At 63.9% G+C, this 15,969-nt stretch carries 8 protein-coding genes; 5 read left to right on the top strand and 3 right to left on the bottom strand.

Features of this window, described 5'->3' with window-relative positions:
• Positions 1–22: 22 nt before the first annotated feature.
• From AC1DE1_RS06680 to AC1DE1_RS06670, 3 genes are all read left to right on the top strand, one after another.
• Positions 23–1,669, top strand: a complete 1,647-nt coding sequence (locus tag AC1DE1_RS06680; protein ID WP_477176576.1) for a multicopper oxidase family protein — start codon at positions 23–25, stop codon at positions 1,667–1,669.
• 677 nt (positions 1,670–2,346) lie between these two features.
• Positions 2,347–4,359, top strand: coding sequence for an alkaline phosphatase family protein (locus AC1DE1_RS06675; protein WP_477176577.1), 2,013 nt, complete (start codon positions 2,347–2,349; stop codon positions 4,357–4,359).
• A gap of 72 nt (positions 4,360–4,431) precedes the next feature.
• Positions 4,432–4,902 (top strand): DUF3617 domain-containing protein, encoded by a 471-nt coding sequence (locus tag AC1DE1_RS06670; RefSeq protein WP_477179026.1) that lies wholly within the window; start codon positions 4,432–4,434, stop codon positions 4,900–4,902.
• 298 nt (positions 4,903–5,200) lie between these two features.
• Here the strand turns inward: AC1DE1_RS06670 and AC1DE1_RS06665 are convergent, their stop codons facing one another.
• The 3 genes from AC1DE1_RS06665 to AC1DE1_RS06655 form a co-directional block, all read right to left on the bottom strand.
• A complete protein-coding gene (locus AC1DE1_RS06665) occupies positions 5,201–8,356 on the bottom strand; it encodes an efflux RND transporter permease subunit (RefSeq protein ID WP_477176579.1) in 3,156 nt (1,051 codons plus the stop codon).
• A 938-nt stretch (positions 8,357–9,294) separates the two neighbouring features.
• Positions 9,295–12,450, bottom strand: a complete 3,156-nt coding sequence (locus AC1DE1_RS06660; RefSeq protein ID WP_477176580.1) for an efflux RND transporter permease subunit — start codon at positions 12,448–12,450, stop codon at positions 9,295–9,297.
• A gap of 216 nt (positions 12,451–12,666) precedes the next feature.
• Complete coding sequence (locus tag AC1DE1_RS06655; protein ID WP_121883188.1) at positions 12,667–13,419, bottom strand: GntR family transcriptional regulator; 753 nt, start codon at positions 13,417–13,419, stop codon at positions 12,667–12,669.
• A gap of 221 nt (positions 13,420–13,640) precedes the next feature.
• Here AC1DE1_RS06655 and zwf point away from each other — a divergent pair, with 221 nt between their 5' ends.
• Positions 13,641–15,101, top strand: a complete 1,461-nt coding sequence (zwf, locus tag AC1DE1_RS06650) for a glucose-6-phosphate dehydrogenase (protein WP_441601884.1) — start codon at positions 13,641–13,643, stop codon at positions 15,099–15,101.
• Between the two features lie 134 nt (positions 15,102–15,235).
• Positions 15,236–15,949: a 6-phosphogluconolactonase gene (gene pgl, locus AC1DE1_RS06645; RefSeq protein WP_477176581.1), complete on the top strand. Its 714-nt coding sequence runs from the start codon at positions 15,236–15,238 to the stop codon at positions 15,947–15,949.
• The last annotated feature ends 20 nt before the right edge of the window (positions 15,950–15,969 follow it).

Genomic DNA, 15,969 nt, shown 5'->3' with positions numbered 1-15,969 from the left:
CTAGGGTGTCCGGATGACTCGCATGAACCTCTCGCGCCGGCAGTTTCTGCGCGGCATGGTCGATATGGTCGGCGCCGCCACGGCTGCCGAACTGGGCTTGCTCGCCTGGTCCTCGCCCGCCATCGGCGACGAGAAGATGGCGCGCATGGCCATGCCGCAGCTTGCCGCGCCCAAGGTGCCGCTGGTGAACCCGGTGACCCTGGCGCGCTTCGTGGACCCCTTGCCGCTGCCTGCCATCGCCAAGCCGACGGGGCAGCGGGCGCATCCCGCTTATCCAGGCAAGCAACTGCCGTTCTATCGGATGGAGATGCGCGCTTTCAAGACGCAGCTGCATCGCGATCTGCCGCCCACGCCCATGTGGGGTTACGAGGGTTCGTTTCCGGGGCCGACCTTGCTGGCCCGGCGCGACGAGCCGCTGTTGATCGAATGGGCCAACGCGCTGCCCGAAAAGCATTTCCTGCCGATCGATCACAATATCCACGGCGCCGAGCGCGACAAGCCCCAAGTACGCACAGTGACGCATGTGCATGGCGCGCGCGTGCCGCCATCAAGCGATGGTTATCCGGAAGAATGGTTCGTGCGCGGTCATTCCAGCGTGTCGCATTATCCCAATGCGCAGGATGCCGCCACGCTCTGGTACCACGATCACGCGATGGGGATCACGCGCCTCAATATCTACGCGGGGCTGCTTGGTGCGTATCTCATCGAGGACGATGCAGAGTCGTCACTCAATCTTCCCAACGGCGAATGCGATCTGCCGCTGATCCTGTGCGACCGACTGATCGCGAAGGACGGGCAGCTCTATTACCCCGTCTCTGATGATCCGGACGCGCCGTGGGTTTCCGAGTGCAATGGCAACGCCATCCTGTGCAATGGCAAGTTGTACCCGTACTTCGAGGTCGAGCCGCGCCGCTATCGCTTGCGACTCGTCAACGCAGCCAATACCCGCTTCTACGAGATGTCGTTGTCCGGCGGGCTGACGTTTACGCAGATCGCCAGTGATCAAGGCCTGCTGGCGGCGCCTGTGCCACGTCAGCGCGTCACGCTCTATCCAGCCGAACGCGCCGATGTGGTGATCGACTTCACCGGCATGGCTGGCAAGCAGGTACAGCTGCGCCAGCAGGCGGAAGCGATCATGGAGTTTCGCGTGCGCGACAAGGGGCGCCGAGACGCTGGCGTGATGCCGACCACGCTACGCACGATCGAGCGCCTTGCCGTGGCGAGCGCCGTGCGCGATCGCGTGCTGACGCTGGGCGAACAGGACGATGCCGGAGGCAGCCCGATGATGATGATGCTCAACGGCAAGCATTGGTCCGCTCCGATCACCGAAGACCCGCGGCAGAACACCACCGAAATCTGGAGCATGGTGAACCTCACCGGCGATGCGCATCCGATGCATCTGCATCTGGTGCGCTTTCAGGTGTTGGAGCGCCGGCCGTTCGATCTTTTCGCGTGGAACGAAAGCAAGACGCTCAAGTACACGGGGCCGGCGATACCGCCTGGGCCCGAGGAGATGGGGTGGAAGGATACGGTGCGTGCGGATCCGGGGATGGTGACGCGGATCATCGCGAGGTTCGAGGGTGAACCTGGGCGTTATGTGTGGCATTGCCATCTGCTGGAGCATGAGGACAACGAGATGATGAGGCCGTTTCAGTTGTTGCCGGGGTGACGCCTGGTAGATGGCCAAGAGCCACGCAGCTCGTGGTTGCCGGGCCGCTCTCTGTAGGAGCGCACTTGTGCGCGACCAGCCTACGGAGCGGTACACCCAAACGCCGCGGTCGCGCACAAGGTGCGCTCCTACAAGGGACGACATTCCGGAGACGACGTATCAATCTTGCCGGTCGGCTCTTTGTGGGAGCGCACCCTGTGCGCGACAAACCTACGCAGCGGGACACTCACGTGCGCCAGTCGCGCACAGGGTGCGCTCCCACAGACAAGCCGCCAAGCCGGCGATCACCCGCTAGTCAGGCGCGCACCGCTACCGCGGCGAAACACCCAATCCCTCGATATCGCAAACCAATAAGACGTCCAAACGTGCGCCATCGCACGATCTAAACAGTCCATCGAAAGGGCAATTTCTTGCTGATGCGCAATCATCTCGCAACGGCAAGCGCTCGCAAGCCAACGTGTACAGGCCATCGCAGCCTCCATTGACACGCAAGCCCTTGCGACGTCTCCCCACTGTCATCTAACCGGAAATTCCTGTCGCAAAAGCGCCAAGGGTCCGTCATCTGTGCGGACGAGACTCGCCCCCGGCTGGCGCCGCCAAAGGTTGCGAACAGGCGCCAGCTAATCAGGGGGAACACCGGCGCAGCCTTCGTTCAGAAGCTGCTGGAGATCGAAGTCATGTCCATGACGCACGTTCGCAAGCGGCTGTTGCCGTTTGTCATTGGTACGCTTTCCGTCGGCCTTGCCGGCGTGGTGAGCGCCCAGAGCAACTCCACCGATCAGAATGCTGTTTCGACCAGTCAGGCTCCCGCCACTGGCGTCACCGTGCTGCACCGGCCGGGCGGCGACGACAGCAACGACGATCGCACCAATACACCCATCAAGCATGTGATCCTGCTGATCGGTGAAAACCGCACGTTCGATCACGTCTACGCCACGTACACGCCGCCGAAGGGACAGAGCGTGCACAACCTGCTGTCCGAAGGCATCGTCAATGCCGACGGCACGCCGGGTCCGAATGTCGCCGCTGCCAGGCAGTGGCAGGCCACCAGCACCGGCAAGTTTGCGCTGGCGCCCAAGCACACCACCGCGTACGCCACGCTGCCGCTGATGAATACCGGCGGTGCGCCCACGCAGGCACCGTTTGCTTCAGCCGCGCAGGCACAGGCCATCGAGCCGGCACTCCCGTCCGATGCGTACGGCGAACTCGCCGCCGGCGGCACGGGCCTGCCCAACGACGTGGTCGACACGCGCTTCCCGTCGCAGCTGGCCAACGCGCCCGTCGATATGCACGCATCGATCAGCTACGACGATTACGCCAATAGCCCGGTGCATCGCTTCTTCCAGATGTGGCAGCAGATGGACTGCGATGTCCACGCAGGCACCGCGAAGAATCCCAGCGGCTGCCGCATGGACCTGTTCCCGTGGGTGGAAACCACGATCGGTGCAGGCACCAATGGCAAGGCGCAGCCGGCCGGGTTCGACGACCAGACCACGGGCGAAGGCTCCACCGCGATGCAGTTCCTCAACATCGCCAAGGGCGACGCGCCCTATTTCGCCGAGCTCGCCCGCACCTATACGCTGAGCGACAACTTCCACCAGTCGGTGATGGGCGGCACGGGCGCCAACCACATCATGCTGGGCTTCGGTGACCTGATCTATTACGCCGATGGCAATGGCGATCCGGCCACGCCGCCGTCGAACCAGATCGAGAACCCGGACGCCCAGGCGGGCACCAACAACTGGTATGTGCAGGACGGCTACAGCGGCGGTTCCTACGTCAACTGCGCGGACGACACGCAGCCCGGCGTGGGCGTCGTGAAGGACTATCTGAAGTCCCTGCCGTATCGCACTTTCCACGGCACCGACTGCAAGAAGAACGCCTATTACCTGGTGAACAACTACAACCCGGGCTATCTGGGTGATGGCACGCCGGCACCGCTGGGCGCGCAGCAGTTCACCATCCCGCCGACGCGCCAGGACAACCTCGCGCTGCTGCTGAATCGCCACCACGTGTCATGGAAGTACTACGGCGAAGGCTATGCCAGCGGCAAGGAGAACGGTGAAGCGGGCACGTTCTGCAACATCTGCGATCCGTTCCTGTACTCCACGCAGGTCATGACCAATCCCAAGCTGCGTGCGAACAACCAGGACATCACCGATCTCTACAACGACATCCAGAACGACACGCTGCCGGCGGTTTCCATCGCCAAGCCGGACGGCATCCTGGACGGCCACCCGGCCTCGTCCAAGCTGGATCTGTTCGAAGGCTACGTGAAGAAGATCGTCGAGCTCGCCAAGGCCAACCCCAAGGTGTGGAACGACACCGTGATCATGGTGACCTTTGACGAAGGCGGCGGCTATTACGATTCGGGCTATGTGCAGCCGATCGACTTCTTCGGCGACGGCACGCGCATCCCGATGCTGGTGATCTCGCGCTACTCCGAAGGCGGCCGCGTGGTGCACACGTACTACGACCATGTGTCCTTCGACAAATTCGTCGAAGCCAACTGGGGCCTGCGCGAGACCATTTCCCATCGCAGTCGCGACAACCTGCCCAACCCGGTGTCGCTGCCCAACAATCCGTATGTGCCACTCAATGCGCCGGCCATCGGCAACTTGATGAACATGTTCTCGTTCGGCAGCGATGGCCGTGGCCACGGCTACGCAGCAGCTGAAACACAGGACTGATGCAATAGCGCGGACCGGACCCTGCCCGCGAAAGCGGGTGGGGTCTTTCGTGCGTTGGAGGTACTGCCGACTATGAATCCTTCAAGTTCCGCCGCAGACGGCCGTCGCGGTCACGCGGTGTCGCGCTTCGTCGCGATCCTGGTGTTGCTGGGTGCGGCGTTCATCGGCGAACCGGGCCATGCCGACCCCGGCGACTTTCAGGCGATGCCGGGACTTTGGAAGATCACCACGCGTGTCTTCGATCACGGCAAGCAAGGCGAGCCACAGGTGACCTGGCATTGCGTGGACGAAGGCCCGGATCCGTGGGTGGAATTTGCCCAGCTCCCCGTGCCTGGTTATGGCCAGTGCGAACGCGTCGACCAGCATCGGAGCAGTACGGCGCTCAGTTGGTCTTTGCAGTGTTCGGGTTTGACGGATGCTGCGCGAGGGCGGGTGAAGTTTGATTCCGCGGAGCACTACACGGCGAGTGTGAGTCTTGGCGGGAAGGATGTAGTGCAGGTCGAGGGGGCCAGGGTGGCGGCGTGTACGAGTCCGAAGGATTGATCACACCTTGGCAGGACCTGCTTGTCTGTGGGAGCGCACCCTGTGCGCGACAAACCGACGGAGCGGTACACCCCGGCGTGGCTGTCGCGCACAGGGTGCGCTCCCACAAAATGAACGATCCCCACCTCTCCGACGCGACCTGGGAGCGAGCGAAACCCATGTAGGAGCGCACTTGTGCGCGACCGCAGCGCGCGGGTGTCCTGCTCCGTTGGCTGGTCGCGCACAAGTGCGCTCCTACAGAAAGCAGCCACGCACTGGGCTCTGGCGCTCAACTGGGGCCAAATAGAGGCGACGCGCCTCACCCCAACGCCGTCTGCGCCTTCAACGCCCTCTTCGCCGCCCGCTTCACCCGGCGTGCCTCCTTGCGAATCTTGCGATCGTAATTCCACAAATAAATCGCCGGCGTGCTCAGCAGCGTCAACAGCTGCGATACCAACAACCCGCCCACGATGGCGACGCCCAGCGGCTGGCGCATTTCCGAACCGACGCCGAAGCCGATGGCGAGCGGCAGCGCCGCACCCATCGCCACCAGCGTGGTCATGGTGATCGGGCGGAACCGCACGAGCGCGGCTTCCTTGATCGCGTCAGGCGGCGACAAGCCGCGTTCGCGTTGTGCAACGAGTGCAAAGTCGACCATCAAGATCGCGTTCTTCTTCACGATGCCAATCAGCATCAGGATCGCGATGATGGCCATCAGGGTGAGCTGCGTCTGGGTGACCAGCATCGCCAGGAAGGCGCCGGCGCCGGCGGCTGGCAGCGTGGAGAGAATGGTCAGCGGATGGCCGAGGCTCTCGTAGAGGATGCCCAGCACGATGTACATGGCGATGATCGCGCCGATCAGCAGCACCATTCCGTTGCTCTTGGCCTGCTGCAGTCGCTGGTTCTGGCCGGTCCATTCGATGCGAACGCCTTCGGGCAGGCCCACGATGATGCCCGCGTTCTCCACCAGCCGGGTGCCTACATCCTGGGTGACATCCTTGGCCAGGTTGTAGTTGATGGTCGAGGCTTCGAGCTGGTTGTGATGGCGGATGCGGGTCGGGCTCATATTGGGCTCGATGCGCGAGATCGCCGACAGCGGAATCATTTCACCCTGCGCATTTCGCACGCGCACATTGAGCAGCGCCTCGGGGCTCAGCGACGTTGCCGAGCTCGAAGTGAGCACCACCCAGTACTGGTTGATGTCCGAATAGATCACCGACACCTGGCGCTGACCGAAGGAGTTGAGCAACGCGGTGTCCACATCGCCCATCGTCACGCCCAGGCGACCGGCCGCGTTGCGGTCCACTTTCAGCTGCTGCTGCTTGCCGACCAGGTCGAAGTTGCTGCCAACGTCGCGAAATTCCTTGGTCTTGCGCATCTGCTGGACCATCTTCAGCGTCCACGGCTGCAGGTCTTCGCCATTGCTGCCGATCAGCTGGAATTCGTAGGCGCCGCCCTTGTCGCCACTGCCGCCGCCGCCGAGGAACTGCACCAGGCTCAGCGAGACGCGTATGCCAGGCAACGCGTCGTACTGCTTGGACAGACGCTCCATCACCACCTTGGCGCTGTCGTGGCGATCGTTCGGGCCGCTGCCCTTGGTCTTCAGGTCGACGAACATGGTACCCGCGTTGCCCACGGCGCCGTTGCCATCGTTGCCACCCAGCGTGGTGAGCACATCGAGCACCGCTGGGTCGGCCTTCATGATGTCGGCGGCCTTCTGCGCCTGCGTGGCCATCAGCGTGGGCGAGATATTGGCGTCGGCGCGGATATCGCCCTGCAGCATGCCGATGTCTTCTTCGGGCATGAAGTTGCCGCCCGCGGTCGCCACCACGGCCCAGCCGAGCACAAACGTCGCAATGAGCAGAACCAGGGGCTGCCAACGCATCACGCGGCGATGGTGCATGGCCCAGTCCAGTGAGCGTTCGTACACGCGGTGGAGACCCTTGTCGAAGCGCTCCAGCGCCAGCTCCATGCGACCAGGCGTGCGCTCGCCGGGCTCTTCATGTTTGAGCAGCTTGCCGCACAGCGCCGGGGTCAGCGTGAGCGAGACCAGGGCGGAGATCACCACCGCCGCCGTCAGCGTCACCGAGAACTCGCGCAGCAGCATGATCAGCATGTTGTTGCCGAACAACAGCGGTGCAAACACCGCCACCAGCGACAGCGTGATCGATACCACCGTGAAACCGATTTCTCGCACGCCGATCAAGGCAGCCTGCAACGGCGCTTCGCCCTTCTCCATGTGGCGCACGATGTTCTCGATCACCACGATGGCGTCGTCGACCACGAAGCCGATGCACAGCACCAGCGCCACCAGCGACAAGGTATTGAGCGTATAGCCCAGCGCCAGCATCACCACGAAGGCGCCGGCCAGCGAGAGCGGCACGCTCAGCGAGGCGATCAGCGTGGGCCGCATGCGCCGCAGGAACACCAGCATCACCAGCACCACCATCACGATACTGATCAGCAGTGCGACCTGGACTTCGTGCAAGGCCGACTTGGTGGTCGTGGTGAGGTCGAAGATCGGGGTGATCTGCACATCCGCCGGCATCCACTGGCGGAACTCCGGCAGGCGTCGGCGGATCTCGTCCACCGTTTCCACCGCGTTCGCTTCGGGGCGTTTGCTGATCTGCATCGCCACGGTCGACTGGGCGTTGAACCAGGCGCCCTGATAGATATCCTGCTGGCCGCTGGTCACCTTGGCCACGTCGGAAAGGCGCACAGGCGAACCGTTCCTCGACGCGATCAGCACGTTGGCGAAATCGGACGCCTCGCTCAGGCCATCGTTGGCCGTCACCGTCATCTGGGTGCGGCCATCGGTGAGGATGCCTTGCGGCGACGTCACGTTTGCCGCGATCAGCGCATTGCGCACGTCATTGGCGGTGAGATTCTTCGCGGCCAGCGCGTTGATATCCAACTCCACGCGCACCGCGTGCGGTGTGCCGCCGAATACCTGCACCTGCGCGACGCCAGGAATCTGCGCCACCGCCGGCTTCAGCAACGTATCGGTGAGGTCGTACAGCTTGTCCTGCGGCAGCCCCGTCGAGGTCAGCGAGACCAGCAGGATGGGAATCTGCGAGGTGTCGAACTTGAAATACTGCGGCGGGCTGGGCAGCGCCGGCAGATCGGCCTGGGCCGCATTGATCGCTGCCTGCACGTCGCGCGCCGCCTTGTCGGCGGTGCGATCAAAGGTGAAGCGCACCTGGATCGACGCCGAGCCCTCCGATGCATTGCCGTACATGTCGTCGATGCCCGGGATACGCCCGATATGGCGCTCCAGCGGCGCGAGCACGGTGGACGCCATGGTCTGCGCGCTCGCCCCCGGCATCGAGGCGACGATATACACGCCGGGAAATTCCAGCGACGGCAGTGCAGCCACGCCGAGCAGGCGATATGCGAACGCACCCGCAAGCAGCAGGCCAAGCGCCAGCAGCGACGTGCCCACGGGGCGACGGATGAGGGGGGCGAAGATATTCACTCAGGTTTCCATACCAGTTAGGGCGCGCGCCGTTACCCAGGCAGACCATCAGCGAGGGCGTACGTTCACGTAAGCAAGGCAAAGAGCCCGCACATAGTGCCATTTATGCCTGCATTGGCGGCATGGGCGAATGTGCCTGAAGTCGGTCCGTGCCGGAAGGCAGGGGTGGGGAGGGTTAGTGGTGACGGGGTTTTGGAGGTGGGTTTGGTGGGGGAGGTGGACTTTGGGCTTGTCGTCGTGGTGCGGACAGGGCTTTTGCTTTTGCTCGTTGTCTTGCCGCCGTTAGCCCTTTTGCTCGTCATTCCGCCGTACGCCGGAGGCGCTTTTCAACAGCGAAGGCTGGTCATCCTGCTTCTTCAGTCTTTGGCTGTTGCCTTGAGGCCAGGGTGCCGCCTACGCGGCGGGCGTTTCGAACGGCTGCCACCGCTCGAGTCACTTTTCTTTTGCTGGCCCAAAAGAAAAGTAACCCAAAGAAAATGGCCTGATAACGCCCGCAGCATCGTGTTGGGATAAGCCCGAACGGTTGAGGCGCGCTGTTGTGGGACAACCTCCGAGGGTACACAGCGGATACTTCCAAGCGCTGCGCAACGCGCCCGAATCGCTGAGGACTTAAAGCGGGGCCTCGCTGCGCGTTGGCTTTGGAGCCTCCCTATTCAAATTGGGTGCCGCGCCTGGCGCTTGTCTGTGGGAGCGCACCCTGTGCGCGACAGCCACGCTGCGGTGTACCGCTCCGTAGGTTTGTGGCGCACAGGGTGCGCTCCCACAGAAGAGCCGACCGGCAAGATTGATCCGCCATCCACAGGCCAGCGCGACCTCTTGTAGGAGCGCACTTGTGCGCGACCGCGGCGTGTTGGTGCACCGCTCCGTCGGCTGGCAGCGCACAAGCGCGCTCCTACAAAAGAGCGGTCGCGACGATCCCTGCGAAACTACCCTACCCCTCAGCCCGCCGCCGTCTGCACCTTCAGCCTCCGCTTGGCCGCCCGCTTCGCCCGCCGGGCTTCCTTGTGCAGCTTCCGGTCGTAGTTCCACAGGTAAATCGCCGGTGTGCTCAGCAAGGTCAGCAGCTGCGATACCAGCAGGCCGCCCACGATGGCCACACCCAGCGGCTGGCGCAGTTCGGAGCCGATGCCGAAGCCGACGGCGAGGGGCAGGGCCGCGCCCATCGCCACCAGGGTGGTCATGGTGATGGGACGAAAGCGCACCAACGCCGCTTCGCGAATCGCATCCGGTGGCGACATGCCGTGTTCGCGTTGCGCCACCAAGGCGAAGTCGACCATCAGGATCGCGTTTTTCTTCACGATGCCGATCAGCATCAGGATCGCGATGATGGCCATCAGCGACATCGAGGTGCCGGTGACCAGCAGCGCCAGGAAGGCTCCCGCGCCCGCGGCCGGCAGGGTGGAGAGAATGGTCAGCGGATGGCCCAGGCTCTCGTACAGAATGCCCAGCACGATATACATCGCCAGGATCGAACCCAGGAGTAGCACGTTCGCATTGGACTTGGTTTCCTGCAGGTTCTGCGCGTCGCCGGAATAGCCCAGTTGAATACCCGGCGGCAGGCGCGCGTCGGACACGATCTGCTCGATCAGCGCCGTCGCCTTGTCCCGCGGCAGGCCCTGTTCGAGGTTGTAGTAGATCTGCGTCGCTTCGAGCTGGTTGGTGTGGATGACCAGCGACGGCTGCACCGCCTGCTCGATATGCGCCACGGCCGACAGCGGCACCATGTTGCCGCTGTCGCTGCGCACATAGGTATTGAGCAGCGTGTCGGGACTGAGCGAACGTTCGGCTGACGAGGTCAGCACCACCCAGTACTGGTTGATATTGGAATAGATGATCGACACCTGGCGCTGTCCGAACGCGTTGTACAGCGCCGAGTCGATATTGCCCATGCTCAGCTGCAGGCGTCCTGCGGTGAGGCGGTCGACCGTGAGCATCTGCTGCTTGTCGACATCGTCGTAATCGCTGCTGACGTCGCGGAATTCCTTGTGCTTGCGCATCTGCTGGGTGACTTTATAAGCCCACGGCTGCAGGTCCACGTTGTCGCTGCTGATCAGCTGGAAGCTTTCGCTGCCGCGATTGGCATTGTTGTTGTCGTTGAAGAAACCGATGGAATTGAGCGCGACATGCAGGTCGGGCAGCTTCTCGTAGGCCTTGTTGAGTCGCGCGATGGTGTCCTTGATCGACTCGTCGCGCATGCCGACACCATGGCCGCGCGGCTTGAGGTCGACGAACATGGTCGCCTGGTTGCCCACCGCGCCGCCGGCGTTGTCGCTGCCAAGGAAGGTGGTGACGTCCAGCACCGCCGGGTCGGCCAGCATGATGGCGGCCGCCTTCTTCGCGCGCTCGGCCATCAGCGTGGGCGAGATATTGATGTCCGCCTTCACATCGCCCTGGATCATGCCGATGTCTTCCTGCGGCATGAAATCGAAACCGTAGAGTTTGACCACCGCCATCGCCATGCCCACGGTGAGCGTGAGCAGGATGAGCGGCTGCCAGCGCATCAGGCGCCGGTGCCGCATGGCCCAGTCGAGCGCCGTCTGGTAGATGCGATGCAGCCAGCGATCGAACCGTTCCAGCGCGCGCTCCATGCGATTGGGCACGCGCCCGCCCGCGTTTTCCAGCGTGAGATAGCGGCCGCACAGCGCAGGCGTCAGCGTGAGCGAGATGACGGCAGAGATCACCACGGCGGCCGTCAAGGTGACTGAAAACTCGCGCAGCAGCATGGTGAACTGGTTGTTGCCGAACAGCAGCGGCGCGAAGACGGCGATCAGCGACAGCGTGATCGAGACCACGGTGAAGCCGATTTCCTTCACGCCATCCAGCGAGGCCTGCAAGGGTGGTGAGCCGTGTTCCATGTGGCGCACGATGTTTTCGATCACCACGATGGCGTCGTCGACCACGAAGCCGATGCACAGCACCAGCGCGACCAACGACAAGGTATTGAGGGTGAAGCCCAGTATCCACATCACGGTGAACGCGCCCGCCAGCGACAGCGGCACGCTCAGCATGGCGATCAGGGTTGGCCCCACCCGGCGCAGGAACACCAGCATCACCAGCGCCACCAGCAAGACGCTGATCATCAGCGCCACTTCCACCTCGTGCAGCGCTGACTTGGTGGTCTGGGTCAGGTCGAAGATGGGTGTGATCTTCAGGTCGGCCGGCAGCCACGCGCGCATCTGCGGCAGTTTCGCCCGCACTGCATCCGCCGTGGCGACGGCATTGGCTTCCGGGCGTTTGCTGATGCGCACGGCGACGGCGCGATGGTTGTTGAACCATGCCGCCTGGTACTCATCCTGCTGGCCGGTGCTCACCTTGGCCACGTCGGACAGGCGCACCTGCGAACCCTTCTGGATCGCGATCAGCAGCTTGCCGAATTCCTGCGGCGTGCTGAGCGCGTCGGTGGCGGCGACCGTCATCTGGGTGTGGCCGTCGGTGAGCGCGCCTTCGGGTGAGGTCACGTTCGCAGCGCGCAAGGCGTTCGCCACATCGTTGGCGGTCAGGCCTTTCGCGGCCAGCGCGCCGGTGTCCAGTTCAACGCGCACTGCCTTCGGCCGGCCGCCGATGACACGCACCTGCGCCACGCCGGGAATCTGCGAGAGCGCCGGATTGATCAGCGTGTCGGCCAGGTCGTAAAGCCTGTCCGGCGGCAGCGAATTGGAAGTCAGCGACAGCAGCAACACCGGGATGTTGGCCGTGTTGAACTTGTAGTAGCGCGGCGGGATAGGGATGTTGGCCGGCAGATCCGCCTGCGCCGCGTTGATCGCCGCCTGCACGTCGCGCGCAAGCTTGTCGGTGTTGTTGCCGAAATTGAAGATGATGCGCACCGAGGTCGAGCCGTCATTGCTCTCCGAATGCATCTCCTTGATGCCGGGAATGCGTCCGAGGTGACGCTCCAGCGGCGCCGCCACGGTCGACGCCATGGTCTGCGCATTGGCGCCAGGCAACTCCGTGTAGACCACCATGCCCGGGAATTCGAGCGACGGCAGCGCCGCCACGCCGAGCAGCAGATACGCCCAGAAGCCGGCCAGCGCGAGACCGAACGCCAGCACCGAAGTGCCGATCGGACGACGTATGAATGGTGCGAACAGATTCACGGTGTGCGTATCGTCGTCGGCAGCGCGCCCTCGTCCGCGCCCTGGACACGAGCGGCCCTGCGGTCAGCCAGCTCTATCGCACGTTATGCACGCAATGCTGCGTTAACGAATGTGCCGTAAGTGCGTATAGGCCAAGCGTCATGTCTCTGACGCCTGCGCGATTCACGCGATCGTCACTTCAGCGTGACGCAAGCAAAAGACGTCGTGGCGCGGACTTCAGTCGGTCTGCAACTCAGCCACGAAGTCGTAGATGTCGCCGCGATACCACGAGGTGGTGAACTCCACCACGCGGCCGTCATCGAGAAAACTGCGGCGCTCGATGTTGAGGCCGGCGCTGCCTGCGGGTACATGCAGCAGGCGGGCCTGCTGCGCGCCGAGCGACACGGCGCGCAGGCGTTGCAGCGCACGACGCGGCCGGGCGCCCAGCGTTTCGAGGATCTCGTACAGCGAGTCCTGCACGATGGTCGGGTCCGGCAGAATGCTGGCCGGCACCACGCTGCGCTCGATCGCCAGCGGCTCTTCCTTGGCGTAGCGCACGCGATGCAGGCGGGCCACCAGCACGCCCGGCGACAGATTGAGCGCCATCGATTCTTCAGGCGTCACTTCGCCAATGATGCGTTCGGAAAATTCCGAGCGCGGATTGAGACCACGCGCACGCAAGTCTTCGGTGAAGCTGGTGAGCCGCGACATTGGCTTGATGATGCGCTCGGCCACGAAGGTGCCCGCGCCGTGGCGCTGGTTGAGCAGGCCTTCTTCGACCAGGCCGGAGATCGCCTTGCGCACGGTCACGCGCGACAGCTGCAGCAGGCGGGAAAGATCGCGCTCGCTCGGCAGCGCCTGGCCGGGTTCGATATCGCGGTGCTCGACCACGTTGCGAATGGCCCGGCGCAGACGCAGATACGCCAGCGGCTGGCTGGTGGCGGGGTCGCGGCTGAGCCGGCGGTATTCGTTGACGAGGGCGGTTTCCATACCGGAACGATACCAATGACCATACCAATCTGGCAATCAGTTGTTTTTTCGCGGCCTTGCGGGTGGTACCAATTTTGCTGGCGAATCCTTGCCCAGCGCAGCTTCCCGAGGTGTCTCAGGGGAACTGGTGTTGTCTGGTATGTCACTGGTACGATCAGCGGGCAATCGACGTGGTATGCATGCCACGCTCCCGCTCCCCGCATCGCCTTGAGGTGACTGAAGTGACTGCTTCTCCCCAGCCGGTCGAGACTTTTGACCTGGTGATTTTCGGCGGCACCGGCGACCTTGCCCTGCGCAAGCTCCTGCCAGCGCTCTACCACCGCTACGTGGACGGCCAGATTCCCGACGACAGCCGCATCATCGGCATCGCCCGCGAAGGGCTGGACGACGAGGGTTATCGCGACAATCTGCGCGCCGTGCTGAAGAACAACGGCAGCGGCAAGGTCGAAGACTTCCTCAAGCTGGTTGGCTATCGCTCGCTCGATGCCCGCAAGGACGATGGCTGGGACGATTTCGCCAAGTTGATGGGCAAGGATGCCGAGCGCATCCGCGTGTTCTACCTGTCCACCTCGCCGGACCTGTTCGTCGATATCTGCAACCGGCTGGGCAAGTACGACCTCAACAAGGGCAAGTCGCGCGTGGTGCTGGAAAAGCCCATCGGCCACGACTTGAAGAGCGCCAACCAGATCAATGACGACGTCGGCCGCTTCTTCGACGAATCGCAGACCTTCCGCATCGATCACTACCTCGGCAAGGAAACGGTGCAGAACCTGCTGGCGTTGCGCTTCGGCAACGCGCTGTTCGAGCCGCTGTGGAATGCCGAGCACATCGACCATGTGCAGATCACCGTGGCTGAAACCCTCGGCGTCGGCCAGCGCGCGGGCTACTACGACCATGCCGGCGCGCTGCGCGACATGGTGCAGAACCATATCCTGCAGCTGCTGTGCATGCTGGCGATGGAGCCGCCCTCCTCGCTGGCGCCCGACGCGGTGCGCGACGAAAAGCTCAAGGTGCTGCGTTCGCTCAAGCCGATCAACGAAGGCAATGCGGCCCAGCTCACCGTGCGCGGCCAGTACCGCGCAGGTTCGGCCGAAGGTCAGGCGGTGCCGGGCTATCTGGACGAATTGAAGGACCACAAGTCCAACACCGAGACCTTTGTCGCGGTGAAGGCCGAGATCGCCAACTGGCGCTGGGCCGGCGTGCCGTTCTACCTGCGCACGGGCAAGCGCCTGCCGGAGCGCGTCTCCGAGATCACGGTGGTCTTCAAGGCCGTGCCGCATTCGATCTTCGATCCGTCCGCCGGTCCGCTGGTGCAGAACCGCCTGGTGTTGCGCCTGCAGCCGGACGAAGACATCAAGCTGTGGCTCACCATCAAGCATCCGGGACCGGGCGGCCTGCGCCTGCGTCACGTGCCGATGGATATGAGCTTTGCCGAAGCGTTCGGCGTGCAGCAGCCCGATGCCTACGAGCGCCTGCTGCTCGACGTGGTGCGCGGCAATCCCACGCTGTTCATGCGACGCGACGAGGTGGAAGCGGCATGGCGCTGGGCCGATCCCATTCTCGCCGCGTGGGCGGACAGCGGCGAGGCGCCGCGCCCCTACACGTCGGGCACCTGGGGCCCGAGCGCGGCCGTAGCGCTGATCGAGCGCGATGGCCGTACCTGGTACGAGGACGGTGAATAAGTCGGCGTTTCGCTTGAACGCGCGCGATGCACGGGCACTTCACCTGTGCATCGCGGAGCGGTTTTTAGACTTGCCGTCCGCCTCTTCTTTTCGCCGCGCGTGTGCTCCCGCGCAGCTCGCATCCTTCATCGATCATGCCTGACACTCTCGACGTCACCACCCATAGTTTCACCGACTGCCACGCACTGGCTACCGCGCTGGCCGAACGCATCGCCGATCGCCTGCGCGACGGTATCGCCGAACGCGGACACGCGCTGCTCGCGGTCTCCGGCGGCAGCACGCCCAGACATTTCTTCGAGAAGCTTTCGCGCCAGACGCTGGATTGGTCGAAGGTCAGCGTGACCCTCGTCGACGAGCGCTGGGTGCCTGAGAGCAACGAGCGTTCCAACGCGGCGATGGTGAAGGGCATGCTGCTGCAGCACGCGGCCAGCAGTGCGCAGTTCGTGCCGCTGTACACCGATGCACCAACGCCCGAAGCGGGCCTTGCCGCGGTGCGCGCACGCATGGCCTCGCTGGAGCTGCCCTTCGATGCGGTGATCCTGGGCATGGGCAATGACGGCCACACGGCCTCGTTCTTTCCGGGCGGCGACCGCCTCCCCGAAGCGCTGGATCTGAACAACGCCACGCGCGTGCTGCCGATGCGCGCAGCGGGCGCCGGCGAACCACGCATTACCTTCACGCTGTCCGCTCTGCTCGATACGCGCGCGTTGTACCTGCATATCGAAGGCGACACCAAGCGCCAGCTGCTGGCTGACGCGCGACTTGGCCTTGGCGAGGCCGCGAATTTCCCCGTGCGCTCGGTGCTGACCCAGCAACGTGTGCCGGTCGCCGCGTATTGGTGCCCCTGAGGCATCCACGGCGTTGCCCG

It is taken from the genome of Dyella sp. 05T440 (assembly GCF_056395965.1).
This window is presented reverse-complemented; position numbering and strand designations above follow the sequence as displayed.